Source organism: Aromatoleum evansii, assembly GCF_012910805.1.
Classification (GTDB): Bacteria; Pseudomonadota; Gammaproteobacteria; order Burkholderiales; family Rhodocyclaceae; genus Aromatoleum; species Aromatoleum evansii.
Genome location: NZ_WTVK01000094.1, coordinates 1 through 12,918, shown reverse-complemented (window position 1 = coordinate 12,918; position 12,918 = coordinate 1). Strand labels below are relative to the sequence as shown.

Below are 12,918 nucleotides of genomic sequence, written 5' to 3'. Positions count from 1 at the left end.
CACCGTCTAATTCGTCGGCAGCGTCAGATGTGGTATAAGAGACAGCCCCGATGATCGGCCCGCCGGGACCGCCGCGGCCGCCGCGTCCGCCCCCGCCGGTGCCGAGCACGAAGACGAAGATGATCGCGAGCACGCCGACAATGATGCCCAGCACGAGGCTGCCGAGCAGGAACTTGGCGAGGAAGCCGAAGACGCCCCCGGTTGCTAATGCGCCGAGCTTGCGGCCAAGCACCGCGACGAGCATGCCGCCGACGATGGGCACGCCAAACATGAGCAGGACGCCGATGTCCTGAAACGATCCCGATCCGCCCGAGTCGCGCCCGTCCGGTTCCGGCAGGGCCAGGTTCTCGCCGCGGATGCGTGCGAACAAGGCCTCGACACCGGCGTCGATACCGGCGGCGAACTGCCCTTGGCGGAAGGCAGGTGTGATGGCGCGGTCGATGATGTGGAAGGCTGCGAGGTCGGGAACCGCTCCTTCGAGCGCGCGGGCGACCTCGATGCGCACGCGCCGGTCATCCTTGGCGACCACCAGCAGCAGGCCGTCACCGACATCGCGACGGCCGATCTTCCATTCGGCCGCCACGCGATTGGCGAAGGCGGCGATATCCTCGGGCGCGGTCGTCGCCACGATCAGGACGACGATCTGGCTGCCGCGCTCTGTTTCGAATCGGCCAAGCTTGTCTTCGAGCGCTTGCCGTTCGGCGGACGACAGTGTTCCCGTCTTGTCGATGACCCGTGCCGTCAGCTTGGGAACGGGGATCAATTCCTGCGCGCTGGCAGCGCCCGCCCAGAGCCCCAGCGCGAGCATGCACAAGGCGAGGCGCAGGGCGCATCCGATCGCGCGCATGGAAGGGAGGAGGGCAGGCATCAAGGGCAGGGGAGTGAGCGATTCAACGCTTGGGCGCACTGCCACTGAAATCGACTGCGGGGGGGCTCGAAATCGCCTGCTCGTTCGCGACGGTGAATCCTGCCTTGGGAGCGTAGCTGAAGACCATCGCCGTCAGATTGGTCGGAAAGCTGCGAGCGAGGACGTTGTATTCCTGGATGGCCCTGATGTAACCGTTGCGCGCGACGGTGATGCGGTTCTCGGTGCCTTCGAGCTGCACCCGCAGGTCCTGGAAGGCCTGGTTGGCCTTCAGGTTCGGGTAGTTCTCGGCGACGACGAGCAGGCGCGACAGGGCGCTGCCCAGCTGGCCCTGTGCTTGCTGGAAGCGTTCCATCGCCTGCGGGTCGGCAAGCATTTCGGGGGTGACCTGGATCGAAGTCGCTTTCGCCCGTGCTTCGATCACCTTTGTGAGCGTTTCCTGCTCGAAGTTCGCCTCGCCCTTGACGGTGGCGACAAGGTTGGGAATAAGGTCGGCCCGCCGCTGGTACTGGTTCAGCACCTCGGCCCAGGCGGCCTTGCTTTGCTCGTCAAGCCGCTGGAAATCGTTATAACCGCAGCCCGCGGTGCTCAGCGCAACCGCGACGGCGGCGACCGAAGCCAGTCGGCGCAGAAAGGATTTCGACACGTCACACTCCCAGGATCAGGTTTGCCGCGCAAGGCGGCGCGCGGTGTGGCGCACCGCCCATGTCGGACGTCACACCCGATATGCGGGAGTAATGATACCCCGCCGTGTGCCGCCTGCACCGGTGGGATAAGCGTGCTGGCCCCTCGGCCGCTCAGTCGCCGCGCTTCTTGTCGAATCCGTGAGGCATCACGGTATCGATCGAGATCACGTTGCTGCCACCCATCCACGGCAGGGTCGGGACGCGCACGCGCATCGAAAGCCTCGTCGCTTCGGCGCCCGGCTCGTCCTCCGAGCGGCAGAACGGGATCACCGTGGACTCGATCTTGGGTACCCACGGGAGCTCGGCCTGCCGACGTTCCGGGCGTGGCGCACGCACCCGCCCGGTAGCAGGGGACCACTCAATTTCCGGCCCGTGCTGTCCGAGCCAGGTTGCCCAGGACTGCATCCACAAGTTGATCCACGGCACCCCCGTCCACACCGCGGCAATATCGCTAAACGGCCATGCAAGGCGTGATTCGTCAGGAGCGGCGTCGACAGGCGGCGCATGTGCGGACTCGTGGGCTACGGCTTTCTTCGGCATGGTCGGCTCCTCTGCATCGGGATGGGTCATTTCCTGTATAGAGCAAATCTCCGACCGACAGCAAGCGCGGGCCGTGCATTGACTGGCGGTAGCCCCGTTACTTGGGCTGAGGAACGATGCGCAGATAAGGCTTGGGCGCCTTCCATCCGTCCGGGAAGCGGGTCTTTGCTTCCTCGTCGGAGACCGAGGGTACGATGATCACGTCGTCGCCCGGTTTCCAGTTGACCGGCGTCGCCACCTTGTACTTCGCCGTGAGCTGGATCGAGTCCAGCACCCGCAGGACCTCGTCGAAGTTGCGGCCGGTACTCATCGGGTAGGTGAGCATCAGCTTGATCTTCCTGTCCGGCCCGATCACGAACACCGAGCGCACCGTCAGGTTGTCCTGCGCCGTGCGCTCCTGGGCGCTGCCGCTGGCGTTGGGGTGGATCATGTCGTAAAGCTTGGCCACCTTGAGGTCCGGGTCGCCGATCAGCGGGTAATTGATGCGATGCCCCTGCGTCTCCTCGATATCCTTCGACCAGCGGTCGTGGTCGCGGACGCTGTCCACGCTCAGGCCGATGATCTTGGTGTTGCGCTTGTCGAATTCCTCCTTGAGTCCCGCCATATACCCGAGTTCCGTGGTGCAGACGGGGGTGAAGTCCTTCGGATGCGAGAACAGGATTGCCCACCCGTCCCCGATCCACTCATGAAACCGGATCGTTCCCTGCGTCGTTTCCGCTGTGAAGTCCGGTGCGTCGTCGCCTAATCGCAATGCCATGGAACACCCCCATGCATTAGTGGCTCCCTGTCCTTCCCGTTCTCCTGTTGTTCGTCCGTGCCCGCCCAGAGTCCGGTCGATACGTAGCGTTCGCCGGTATCCGGCAGCACCGTGGCAATACAGCGCAAGCGATCCTCGAGCGCGACCCGGCATGCGATGTGCACCAGAGCGCCCGCGGACGGGCCGACGAACAGGCCGGCCTTGGCCAGCCTCCGGCACATCGGGATCGCATCCTCCATGCGCACCGGCAGACGACGGTCGATCAGGCTTTCGTCGAGGATCGCCGGCACCATGTCGCCCGGATGGCCGAGCGGCTTGAGGCCCTCGATGCCGGGGAAGTCGTCGGGGATCGCCGCGATCACGACCGTTGCAGGATGGGCTTCCTTCAACCGGCGTGCGACGCCCGTGAGCGTGCCGCCAGTGCCGATGCCGGCAACGAACGCATCCGGTGGCCTGCCGGTGCTCGCCATGACGCCCCGCAGCAGTTCCGGACCGGTGGTGTCGTAATGCGCGCGCCAGTTCTCAGGGTTCGAATACTGGTCGCAGTACCAGTAGCGCTCGGGGTGCGCGCGGGCGAGGCGGCGGGCCTCGGCAACCGCAAAGTCGTAGCCTTCGAGCGGATCGGTGAGGATCAATTCGGCGCCGCTGGCGCGGATGCGGTCGAGGCGTTCGCGGCTGGCATTGCCCGGCACGACGAGCGTGACCGGCACGCCAAGGGCCGCGCCGTACAGCGCGTACGAGATGCCCGCGTTGCCGGACGACGAATCGAGCAGTCGCCGGCCGGCGTCTAGGCGGCCGGTTTGCAGGGCCTTCATGAGCATGCGCACGACCGGTCGGTCCTTGATCGATCCGCCGGGATTGACTCCTTCGAGCGTGGCGAACACGCGGCAACCCGGCGCCTGTTCACGTACGGCGTGGATCTCGACCAGCGGGACGTGACCGACGCTGGAGAGCAGGGCGGATTCGCGGATCGGGATCGCTGCCATTTCCGTCTTCCCTTGCGGCGCGCTTATACCGTCGTCGCGCAGAACGCTTCGTAGTCGACGTAGCCGGCGAATGCACGCCCTTCGGCGCACAGCTCGCAATCCGGCCTTGCGGATAGCCGATACTCGTCGAACCGGGCGCGCAAGGCGTCGTAATGCAGCAGCCGCCCGACCAGCGGGTCGCCCAGATCGAGTAGGAGCTTGATCGTCTCGACCGCTTCGAGCAGGCCTACGACGCCGGGCAGTACGCCGAGTACGCCTGCGTCGGCGCAAGAAGGCGCGAATTCGGGGGGCGGCGGTTCCGGATAGAGGCAGCGATAGCAGGGGCCGCGACGGGCCGGGCAGCGCGGCCAGAAAACCGTCACCTGGCCCTCGAAGCGGTACACCGAGCCATGCACGCACGGAATCTGCAGGCGAACGCAGGCATCGTTGACGAGGTAGCGGGTAGGAAAGTTGTCCGAGCCGTCGACCACCACCTCGTAGCCTTCCAGAATGCGCTCCACGTTGGCCGAACTGAGGCGTTCCGCGTAGGTTGCGATCTTGACCGCGGGATTGAGACCCTGCAGCGTGCGTCGCGCGGAGTCGACCTTGGGCTGGCCGATGCGTTCGTCGTTGTGGAGGATCTGCCGCTGCAGGTTGGAGCGATCGACGATGTCGTGATCGACGATACCGAGGGTGCCGACACCGGCCGCCGCGAGGTACAGGGCCGCCGGAGACCCAAGACCGCCGGCGCCGACCAGCAGTACGCGGCTGTCCAGCAGCCGTCGCTGCCCGGCTTCCCCGACTTCCGGCATCGCCAGATGCCGCGCATAGCGCTCGCGTGCGTGCGCATCGAGGCCACGCGGGGTCTCGAAGGGCAGGCCTTCCGCCTTCCAGCGGGAGAAACCGCCCGCCACCGATGCGACCTTGAGATAACCGAGCCGCTGCAAGCCTTCGGCTGCAAACAGCGAGCGCACGCCACCGCCGCACATCACGAGCAGCGTCCGATCGGTATCGGGGATGGCTTCCTCCACGCGCAGCTCAAGAAAGCCGCGGCCAATGCGGAACGCGTCGCGGGGACTGCCCTGCGCGATCTCATCCGCCTCGCGCACGTCGATCAGCGCCGCCCCTTGCACTTGCAAAGCGAAGGCTTCGCGCGGATCGATCTCCGGTATGCTCGCTTTCAATTCCGCGATCCGCCGCTCGCGTGCGCCGCCGGCCCCGCCGGCGACCGCAGGAACGATCGCGAGCACGGCGCCCTCACGGGGCAGGGGCGCCGCGAGTCCCCCCAGGTCGCGCACGTTGTCCGATCCGACGTAGATGTTCACGAAGGGGCGCAGCGATCCGTCCTCCGCGCATACGCGTGGCAGCAGTCCTTCGTGGCGATGGGCCAAGGCCTGCAGCGCATCGCCGACCGTGGCGGCCTCGACCTCCACTTCGTCGGCGCCGCCGGTGTAAGAGCGCAACGGCGTCGGAATGCGAACGATGACACGGCTCATGACAACACCTCCTCTTCGCCGAACGTTTCGCCCTCGAGCCGCCACGAGCGCAACTCGGTGGCCACGCCGGCCTTCACCGAGACGATCGGATAGGACCAACCGGCCCACGCGAATTCCCGATCCGTATCCGAGGGGCGGGGCGGATGGTCGGGATGGGAATGCCACACGCCGACCACCTGCAGTCCGCTGGCGGCAGCCGCGTATTCGGCATCGAGATAGTCCTGCGGCTCGATCAGGAACCGCTCCGCCGTGCGCTCAGGGTGAATGTTGCGGGCGGCGCGGACCGCACACACGGTCACGGCATCGCCATCCTGCCGTCCCAGCAGCAGTCCGCACACCTCGTCGGGGTAGCCCGTCTGCGCAGCGGCAGTGATCGCGTCGCGCAAAGGGGGAGGTAGGCGCAAGGTCGCCATGGCGGAGCCCTCGTTACGGAATTCAATAACCGACTAATTTCGTCTACTTTGGAATGCAATCGGGCCGCCGGAGTTCGCGGCGCGGCGTCCCCGGGAACAAATTTCGTTCGGACTGGCGTTCCTGTCGTCGCGCGTTGCAGCCTCACGCCCGTGATCTATATCTGAATCATGGACGGCTCCGCCGGACCGGATGGGGCGCACGGCAGGACATCGGAGATGAAGCGAAGAAGATGGCTGTGGCCGGCGCTGATCCTCGTCGGCGTCGCCCTTGGTGGCCAGTCCGACGGGCGCGGACAGCCTGGCCATCGGCAGGTCGCCGGCTTGCCGCCAGGGTTCGACGCCGGGGCGCCCACGGAGCCGTATGCGGGACCGCATCCTTCACGCCTCGAACGACCCGCCGAAACCTTCCGTTTCCCGATCATGCTCGGGCAGATAGGCCCGAGCGAGCCCTTGTTCGCCGGACCGAAGCAATATCCCTTCATCTGCGACACCGCCAGTTCGGGCTTGGGTCCGCCGCTGGCGGACAATTTCGCGGGGATCGGCACACCGACCGACTTCGCCGCTGCCGCCAACGGGGAGAAGCGCACGTCAGGGGCGTTCAGCAAGGACTGCCTCGCGCCCACGAAGGCCTGGTACTTCTACAAGCCTGTGGGCGGGGAACACTTTGCGCGCTGGAATGGGGAGACGGAGGAGGTCGAAACGGTCACCGTCAATGGCGCCCCCGTGCCCTTCATCATCCGTGTCGAGATGGGCACGATCAACCGCTTCATCTACCTCATCGCGGCGCTCAAGGGCGCGCGCGAACTCATCGACGCCCCGGCCGCCGACCGCTGGAACCGCCGTTTGATCTACCAGTTTTACGGCGGCGTCGGAATCGGTCATCGACAGGGCAGGGCGAGCGTGAAGGCTGTCCTCGAGGATCGCCGCGAGCAGCTTGCACAGGGCTACGCGGTCGTTGCATCGACCGGAACCACCAGCCGCAACCACTTCGACATCTGGCTCGCGGAGGACACCGCGCTGCGCGTCAAGCGGCAGTTCGTCGCGCTGTACGGCGAGCCCGATTACACGGTGGGCGTTGGCGCTTCAGGCGGCGCGATCCAGCAATATCTGCTCGCGCAGAACCGCCCCGGCCTCATCGATGCGGCCATCGCCCAATACTCCTACCCGGACATGATCACGCAGACGATCCCGGTGTTCGACTGCGAATTGCTCGAGTACTACTTCGACGTTACCGACAGGGACAACCGCACTTGGCGCAAGGCCGAGAAGCGTAGATGGATAGAAGGTTTCAACGCCAGCAATCGCCATGAAAGCTCGGGCGGGCTGATGCGGATCCAGGTCACGACCAGGGTCGCCTTCATGATGCGCGGGGAATCCGTACCCGACCGCAAGGGCGAAACGGAGTGCGTGGTCGGCTGGCGAGGCCTCACGCCGTTGGTCCTGAATCCACGGTTTGCGCACTTCGAATCGCATCTGACGCGGGACGTTTTCGAGCAGGTACGCTGGAGTTACTTCGAGGACCTCAAACGCTTCTTCGGTACCGATGCGCGGGGATATGCGCGCATTCCGTGGGACAACGTGGGTGTGCAGTACGGCCTCCGTGCGCTGCAGCGCAGACAGATAGATCCGACGCAGTTTCTGCGCCTGAACGCGACGATAGGCAGCTGGAAGTCACCTGCGGACATGCAGCCCGAACACTACTGGCTGATCGACGGCGGCGAGAGCGAACTGCGCGACTTTTCTCCGTGGAGCGCGCATAACATGAACGTCGGCAGAAACCACGAGAAACCGGCGCCGCGCTTTGCCGGCGACCTCGAAGCGATCGCGGCGGCCTACCACTCGGGCCAGGTTTTCCTCGGCCGCATCGACATCCCCGTCATCGACGAGCGCCTGTACCTTGAGGCCGAGCTCGACATGCATCACGCTGCCGCATCGTTTTCCGCTCGTGCGCGGATGATCGCCGCTCAGGGCGACGCCGGGAACCAGGCGATCTGGGTGAGCGACAAGGCTTACGATCCGACACCCAAGGCCTTCACCGCGATCGATCAGTGGCTGCGTGCAAAACGCGCGCGTTCCCAGCTTTCGTGGGCGGAAGCTCGCCCGGAGACCGCCAGCGACCGCTGTTTCGACGCGGGCGGCCGGATCATGTACAAGGGTGACCGTGTGTGGGACGGCGACTGGAACCAGCTCCCGACGGGCGCGTGCATGCGCGTCTATCCGATCTACGCCAACTCGCGCATGGTCGCTGGCGAAGGGATTAGCGGCGACCGCTTCAAGTGCGCGCTGCAAAGCGTGTCGTCCGCGCTCGACCGTGGCGTGTACAAGCCGGTGGACATGCAGCCGTACAAGGCACAACTCGAGCGGATTTTTCCCAACGGCGTGTGCGATTATCGCCAGCCCGACCAGGGACGTCCAAATGACGTGATGGGCGGCGAGGTGGTGAGATAGGTCCGTTGGCGGCAACGAAGACTTGGTCGGTTCGAGCGCACTGGTGTCACGGGCGTCGCCCGGCGTTCCACCGGCGGATCGAAAACAGCCATAATTGGTATGAAGTGGAATCAAGGCCGCTGTAAGCCGTTGATGCGTAAGCATTCTTCGGGGCGACTGTCGAAAAGAATCCGACAACCATCGCGAGACTCGCAGCGGCCGCAAACTTTGACCAGAAGGCGCGTTTCTTCTCGTCTTTTTCGCGCTCGGCGTTCGCCTGGGCTATGACGATCATCGGATCTAGGTCGAGCAGTTCCGCGACCTTGGCGGCGGTGTAGTCGTCCATCACGCGTTGCCCTGTCATGTAGCGGCTTATGACGGGCGTCGAGCTCTCTAGAAGTCTGGCTAGTTCAGCGTCGCATTTGAGCTCGTGCTTGGCTTTTACGGCCTGCAGAAATTCTTTTGTCATCATCCCTAGTCCCTCCGTCGTAGCTGCTGCGCACGTTACGCGGCTTGCTACCGCTTGACAACTACCAGGTGGTAGCGATAGCGTCCGTTCCGCTACCACGTGGTAGCACTTCCTTACATTCGAGGTATAGACCATGAGCGCCGTGCAGCCGATCCCGAGTCAGTCCCCCCAAACCACGATCAAGCCGGGGCAAGTCCTCGTCGTTGGCCGCTGTGTCAGCGCCAAGCGCCAGGGGCAGCTGTACGTTCACCTCATCGTCATGCCGGCGCCCGATCCGTATTCGAGCCCCGCGACGGTCGAAGTGCTGGCCAAGACGCGACAGGCCGATTCAGAACAGGACGTGCGCCTGCTCTGCCGCCTCGGTGGCTACCGTCGCAGCTACAAGAGCGTCGATCGCGAGACGGGCGAAGTGCGCAACGTCCAGACCGCCGACAACAAGCTGTTCCTTCTCGAAGACTGAAGCCATGCGGGCCGAGGTTTTTGTGTCGCTCGTTCGCGTTCGGGGCGTTGCTGAGGAATGCGCGAACTTCTTCGCCACGCCCCGGCGCGATCGGGCGTTTTACTGCTTCGATGAGTTGCCGCCGGCCGTGATCCTCTCGTCGGAGCGGTTGCGGCTCGCCGTCTATCAGGATGCGCTCGAGTTTGGCGCGGCCAGCGTGCCCGGTGGGTGCTGGAACGGTTGCAGGTTGTACTGATGAGCGCGCGCGTCGTGCTCCATCCCTTTCTCGCCTCGGCCGAGCTGCCGTTCATGCGGCTCCGTCGTGCCTGCTTCTGGCAGCTCGCGGACACCGACTTTCGGCATGCGGCCTACTGGCGTGTTCAGGTGGAGGAATGCGTTCTCCAGCTGGTCGCGTGGCTGATGGATGGAAACGGGTCGCCGGAAGCGGCGCAACGCTGCCGTGAGGCCGTGACGCGGGCGATGGTTTCCGGCTGGTCGGACGCCGCTTATCGGCGCGTCCAGGTGGAGGTTCCCGCGGGCGGCGTCTGCCCTTCACAGCACGTACAAGTAAAGAGTGCTGTGGAGTCTCATTTTGAGACTGTCGGTTCTGGTGGGCATCCCGTTTCCGGGGTTTCGCTTTTCGACGTTTCCGGGTCGGCTGGCGCGTCTTCGGAGTGCCATCGGGCGCGCGCGACGATGAGCACGCCCGAAGGGGCGGGCGAAACCCCGCAGGGGCAAGGATGTGCAGCGCGTAGCGCGGAACGTCCGCAGTCGAGCCACCGCGCGCCCGTGGGAAAGCCAGGAGTTTTTGACCTTGGGGCTTCTCTGTGACGTCCTCGACCTTCATCGACTGGATGGACATTGCGCAACGGCATGACGGCGTGGATTTGCCGATTGTGTCGGACGGGGTCCGGGTCGTCGGTGAGTCGTTCGAGGAAATGACGGACGCGACGGGGCGCAAGTGGTGCGTGCTCACTCCGCATGCGGACGGGACGCGCTACACGGTGCGCCGCAAGCAAAGCCGGGGGTCGTTCGATACGTCGTTGGTGTGCCGCTGCGACGGGCAGAAGGTCGAGCTCTCCGGCAACGTCGGCCGTTACAACCGCGCGGACAACGTGTGGAACTACGACCTCGCCGAGACCCTGCAGAAGGCCAGCGACTACGTCGCGCAGGAATACGGGCTACCGGGCTTCACGGCGGGCGAATGTCGCGTCAAGCCGTCGCTCTCCAAGCATGACTACGACCTCGGGTTGTGGTCCGAATGGACCGGGGCGGTGTTCCGCGAGCTGCACGTCACGCGGAACTACTACGTCGGGTCGGAAGCGCTCGCGTGTGAGGCGATGCGCTACATGGGCGAGCAGCGCGCGTCGCGCGTCGCCAAGGGCAAATACGGGGACGAGACCATCGTCTTCGGCAAGCAACACGGCAAGTTGCACAAGCGGCTTGTGGTGTATCGGAAGGCTCAGGAAATGCTGGCACACGCCAAAGGCGATGAAGCCAAGAAGCGCGTAAAGGCGAGCGAGGAATACCAGTTCGCGCGGGATATGGGGCTGATCCGAATTGAGTGCAAGTGGGGGCGGGACTTCCTACGGGATAACGGATTGCGGTTTGTGGGGGATGCCAACATGGCAAAGGTCATTTCGATTTTCGAGCGCGAAAGCGGGTTTCTGTTGAACGTGTCGGCCGATCGCGCGGCGCGCGTGGTGTCGGAGATGCCGAGCAAGATCAGGTCGTCGGCGCTGCACTGGATTCGCGGGGATGACCTGCGGGTGCTGCTGCCGCGCGCCACGTATTTCCGCCACGTCAAGGCGCTGCGTGAGTTCGGCATTGACGCGACGGAACCGCGCAGCAAACAGGAAGGGGCAGCGGAAACGCTTCAGCGCTTGTTGGATGACCTCCCGCAGTTCGAGCTGCGCGAGCTGCCGGCGCCGGATTGGTACGGCCTCCCCGATCTGTCCAGGCGGGCGGCGTGATGGATTGCGTAGCGGTGTCCCCGGCCGATCTCGCGTCCCTGCTTGATTCGGTGCTGGTGATGGTTTGGGCGGCTGTCCTCGGCGCTCATGTGCTCGGCTTCTTGGTGACGGAGCTGCTTGCGTTTGTCGCGGATCGGCTGCGCCGTCGTCAGCTGGAACGGGAGTCGTTTTGATGGCAACGCTGTGCCTTGAAGCGCATCCAGATGGTTCGGTGCATGTCCCGGCGGGCGGCACCTGTGAATTTATGGCGGTTACACCCTCGGCGCTGTACAGCATCGAGGAATTCGATTCAGAGGCTTTCTCATACGGCGTGATGGGAACGCTTTTGATGTTCGCGGTGGGCGCGGGTATCGGCCTGCTTATCAATGTGCTCAGAAGGGCACGTGTTTAGGAGTGTGTGAAATGAAAAAGCAACTGCAACTTCGTCTGGCTCAACTCAGCGTGGGTGTCTCGGGTGTCATGGCTGCCGGTCTGGCCTCCGCTGCCGTGGATACGACCGCGGTCGGCACCGCGATCACTGCTGCGCAAGGCTCGGCCGAAACGGTCGGCGGCATGGTCATCGCCGCCGTTGCCGCGCTCGCCGTGGTCGGTCTGATCATCGGCCTCGTGCGCAAGCTGTGATTTCGCTGGCGCTCGGCGTTTTGCTCGGGCTGGCGTTCGTGTCGGGCGTGCGGGCGACAGCGATCTGATAGCACGGCCCTTCGGGGCCGTTTTCAATTCTGGGGGCGCGATGGACTTTCGGCGTTTGTGGCGTAATTTCTTCTGGTTCGCGCTGTCGTTCGCGGTGGTCGTCGTGCCGTCGTTTGCGTTTGCGGATACGTATCAAGCTGTTTTTTACTTGGCTTGGGGGGGTGCGAAGTATTCGAGTCCTTCTAGTTATTTTGGGGCGTGGCAAGCGTCTCAAGCGACGTGCACGACGAATGGTTGTGCGTGTTCGTTCACGAGTAGTTACACGAGTACGAATCAAGAAATTATTTCCTACAATCGCGCGTGTCCGGGGTCCAATACCAATCCGACGACATCGCAGGTTTGGTCGGCGTGGTGTCCAGGTGGCGGCACGCTTTCCGGCACGTATCCAACGACTCAATGCATTAACGCGCCAGCGTGTCCTCCTGGGGAAACTCGTGGTACGGATGGGTTGTGTCATCCTCCGCCGTGTGAGGCGGGGCAGGTCGGTGAGGGTACGTTCGATATTGCGTATCGGTCGAATACCAATACAAAAGATGGGAGTTCTCTGATTGGCGATACACGTATTCCGACGACAGCCTGTGGGGAGGGGAATTGTCAGTTGTCTGTCGGTGTGTACTCTGGGGGCTGCTGGTTGAAAACGGAGGTCGGCCCGCCTTATGTGGTCGCGTGTGCCTTTGAGACGACGACGACGGGCCAAAGCTGTACTGCTGCGGATTCCTCGGGCAGTGCGCCTATGCCTCCGATTCCCTGCCCCGAAAACACGGCGGAAGGCTCCGTCAATGGGGTCTCCGGGTGCTACCCGACGACAACGACGGAGAAGGAAACTACGAAGACGGACAACCCCGATAGCACGACGACGGAGCAGACAACGGAAACGACCTGTATTGGCGATCAGTGCTCCACCAAGACGACAACGAAAACTTGTGATCAGGCGGGCAACTGCACCGAGAGCACGACCGAAACGCCTTCGTCGGGTCCGGTCGATGAACCCACCGCAGAAGAAAAGGAAATCGAGGAAAAGCTCTGCGAAACCGATCCCGAGTGCGCCGCGGGCAAGTTCACTAAGGCGGAAAAAGGCACGTTCGATATGGGCGCGGCCAATGCGGAAAAGGTCGCGGCCGAACAGCGCGTGCGCGACAAGATCGCGGAGATTCGCGCCGAAGCGGCGGGCATGTGGGGCGGTGTCTCCGGGGGCGGC

17 protein-coding genes are annotated in these 12,918 nt (G+C 64.2%); 9 read left to right on the top strand and 8 right to left on the bottom strand.

Annotated elements, in window-relative coordinates:
- The 7 genes from GO615_RS29775 to GO615_RS26025 form a co-directional block, all read right to left on the bottom strand.
- Positions 1–868, bottom strand: an 868-nt coding sequence (locus GO615_RS29775) for a TPM domain-containing protein (protein WP_246262467.1), incomplete at its 3' end; no start/stop codon positions are given.
- Between the two features lie 22 nt (positions 869–890).
- The gene (locus GO615_RS26050) at positions 891–1,511 is read right to left on the bottom strand and encodes a LemA family protein (protein WP_339380143.1); all 621 of its coding nucleotides are present in this window, start codon (positions 1,509–1,511) and stop codon (positions 891–893) included.
- 151 nt (positions 1,512–1,662) lie between these two features.
- Positions 1,663–2,091: a hypothetical protein gene (locus tag GO615_RS26045; protein WP_169132773.1), complete on the bottom strand. Its 429-nt coding sequence runs from the start codon at positions 2,089–2,091 to the stop codon at positions 1,663–1,665.
- A gap of 97 nt (positions 2,092–2,188) precedes the next feature.
- Positions 2,189–2,848: a peroxiredoxin gene (locus GO615_RS26040; protein WP_169132772.1), complete on the bottom strand. Its 660-nt coding sequence runs from the start codon at positions 2,846–2,848 to the stop codon at positions 2,189–2,191.
- Positions 2,833–3,834, bottom strand: coding sequence for a PLP-dependent cysteine synthase family protein (locus tag GO615_RS26035; RefSeq protein WP_246262466.1), 1,002 nt, complete (start codon positions 3,832–3,834; stop codon positions 2,833–2,835). Before GO615_RS26035 ends, GO615_RS26040 begins: the two co-directional genes overlap by 16 nt.
- 23 nt (positions 3,835–3,857) lie before the next feature.
- The gene (gene moeB / locus GO615_RS26030; protein WP_169132771.1) at positions 3,858–5,309 is read right to left on the bottom strand and encodes a molybdopterin-synthase adenylyltransferase MoeB; all 1,452 of its coding nucleotides are present in this window, start codon (positions 5,307–5,309) and stop codon (positions 3,858–3,860) included.
- Entirely contained in the window at positions 5,306–5,722 is a 417-nt protein-coding gene (locus GO615_RS26025; RefSeq protein WP_169132770.1) for a M67 family metallopeptidase, read from the bottom strand. The genes moeB and GO615_RS26025 overlap by 4 nt, the downstream gene beginning before the upstream one ends.
- A 216-nt stretch (positions 5,723–5,938) precedes the next feature.
- On the opposite strand from GO615_RS26025, the gene GO615_RS26020 reads away from it, so the two are divergent.
- Positions 5,939–8,170, top strand: coding sequence for a DUF6351 family protein (locus GO615_RS26020; protein WP_246262465.1), 2,232 nt, complete (start codon positions 5,939–5,941; stop codon positions 8,168–8,170).
- A gap of 46 nt (positions 8,171–8,216) precedes the next feature.
- Here the strand turns inward: GO615_RS26020 and GO615_RS26015 are convergent, their stop codons facing one another.
- Complete coding sequence (locus GO615_RS26015; RefSeq protein ID WP_169132768.1) at positions 8,217–8,621, bottom strand: hypothetical protein; 405 nt, start codon at positions 8,619–8,621, stop codon at positions 8,217–8,219.
- Between the two features lie 130 nt (positions 8,622–8,751).
- On the opposite strand from GO615_RS26015, the gene GO615_RS26010 reads away from it, so the two are divergent.
- The 8 genes from GO615_RS26010 to GO615_RS25975 all read left to right on the top strand — a co-directional run.
- On the top strand, positions 8,752–9,078 hold the full coding sequence (locus GO615_RS26010; protein ID WP_169132767.1) for a single-stranded DNA-binding protein: 327 nt from the start codon (positions 8,752–8,754) through the stop codon (positions 9,076–9,078).
- A gap of 4 nt (positions 9,079–9,082) precedes the next feature.
- Positions 9,083–9,313, top strand: coding sequence for a hypothetical protein (locus GO615_RS26005; protein WP_169132766.1), 231 nt, complete (start codon positions 9,083–9,085; stop codon positions 9,311–9,313).
- Entirely contained in the window at positions 9,313–9,888 is a 576-nt protein-coding gene (locus GO615_RS26000) for a hypothetical protein (RefSeq protein WP_169132765.1), read from the top strand. The genes GO615_RS26005 and GO615_RS26000 overlap by 1 nt, the downstream gene beginning before the upstream one ends.
- Complete coding sequence (locus GO615_RS29410; protein ID WP_169132764.1) at positions 9,885–11,030, top strand: phage/plasmid replication domain-containing protein; 1,146 nt, start codon at positions 9,885–9,887, stop codon at positions 11,028–11,030. The genes GO615_RS26000 and GO615_RS29410 overlap by 4 nt, the downstream gene beginning before the upstream one ends.
- Positions 11,027–11,203 (top strand): hypothetical protein, encoded by a 177-nt coding sequence (locus tag GO615_RS25990; RefSeq protein ID WP_169132763.1) that lies wholly within the window; start codon positions 11,027–11,029, stop codon positions 11,201–11,203. The genes GO615_RS29410 and GO615_RS25990 overlap by 4 nt, the downstream gene beginning before the upstream one ends.
- Positions 11,203–11,421 carry a hypothetical protein gene (locus GO615_RS25985; protein ID WP_169132762.1) on the top strand — a complete coding sequence of 73 codons (219 nt, stop codon included), beginning with the start codon at positions 11,203–11,205 and terminating at the stop codon, positions 11,419–11,421. The genes GO615_RS25990 and GO615_RS25985 overlap by 1 nt, the downstream gene beginning before the upstream one ends.
- Before the next feature lie 11 nt (positions 11,422–11,432).
- Positions 11,433–11,651, top strand: a complete 219-nt coding sequence (locus GO615_RS25980) for a major capsid protein (RefSeq protein WP_169132761.1) — start codon at positions 11,433–11,435, stop codon at positions 11,649–11,651.
- Between the two features lie 802 nt (positions 11,652–12,453).
- A partial coding sequence (locus tag GO615_RS25975; protein WP_211167370.1) for a hypothetical protein occupies positions 12,454–12,918 on the top strand: 465 nt, incomplete at its 3' end.

Coding starts and splice junctions, on each gene's coding strand:
- moeB (WP_169132771.1), bottom strand. CDS start 5,309: ATGAGCCGTGTCATCGTTCGCATTCCGACGCCGTTGCGCTCTTACACC.
- GO615_RS26000 (WP_169132765.1), top strand. CDS start 9,313: ATGAGCGCGCGCGTCGTGCTCCATCCCTTTCTCGCCTCGGCCGAGCTG.
- GO615_RS26015 (WP_169132768.1), bottom strand. CDS start 8,621: ATGATGACAAAAGAATTTCTGCAGGCCGTAAAAGCCAAGCACGAGCTC.
- GO615_RS25980 (WP_169132761.1), top strand. CDS start 11,433: ATGAAAAAGCAACTGCAACTTCGTCTGGCTCAACTCAGCGTGGGTGTC.
- GO615_RS25985 (WP_169132762.1), top strand. CDS start 11,203: ATGGCAACGCTGTGCCTTGAAGCGCATCCAGATGGTTCGGTGCATGTC.
- GO615_RS26045 (WP_169132773.1), bottom strand. CDS start 2,091: ATGCCGAAGAAAGCCGTAGCCCACGAGTCCGCACATGCGCCGCCTGTC.
- GO615_RS26035 (WP_246262466.1), bottom strand. CDS start 3,834: ATGGCAGCGATCCCGATCCGCGAATCCGCCCTGCTCTCCAGCGTCGGT.
- GO615_RS26020 (WP_246262465.1), top strand. CDS start 5,939: ATGAAGCGAAGAAGATGGCTGTGGCCGGCGCTGATCCTCGTCGGCGTC.
- GO615_RS26010 (WP_169132767.1), top strand. CDS start 8,752: ATGAGCGCCGTGCAGCCGATCCCGAGTCAGTCCCCCCAAACCACGATC.
- GO615_RS26025 (WP_169132770.1), bottom strand. CDS start 5,722: ATGGCGACCTTGCGCCTACCTCCCCCTTTGCGCGACGCGATCACTGCC.
- GO615_RS26040 (WP_169132772.1), bottom strand. CDS start 2,848: ATGGCATTGCGATTAGGCGACGACGCACCGGACTTCACAGCGGAAACG.
- GO615_RS26005 (WP_169132766.1), top strand. CDS start 9,083: ATGCGGGCCGAGGTTTTTGTGTCGCTCGTTCGCGTTCGGGGCGTTGCT.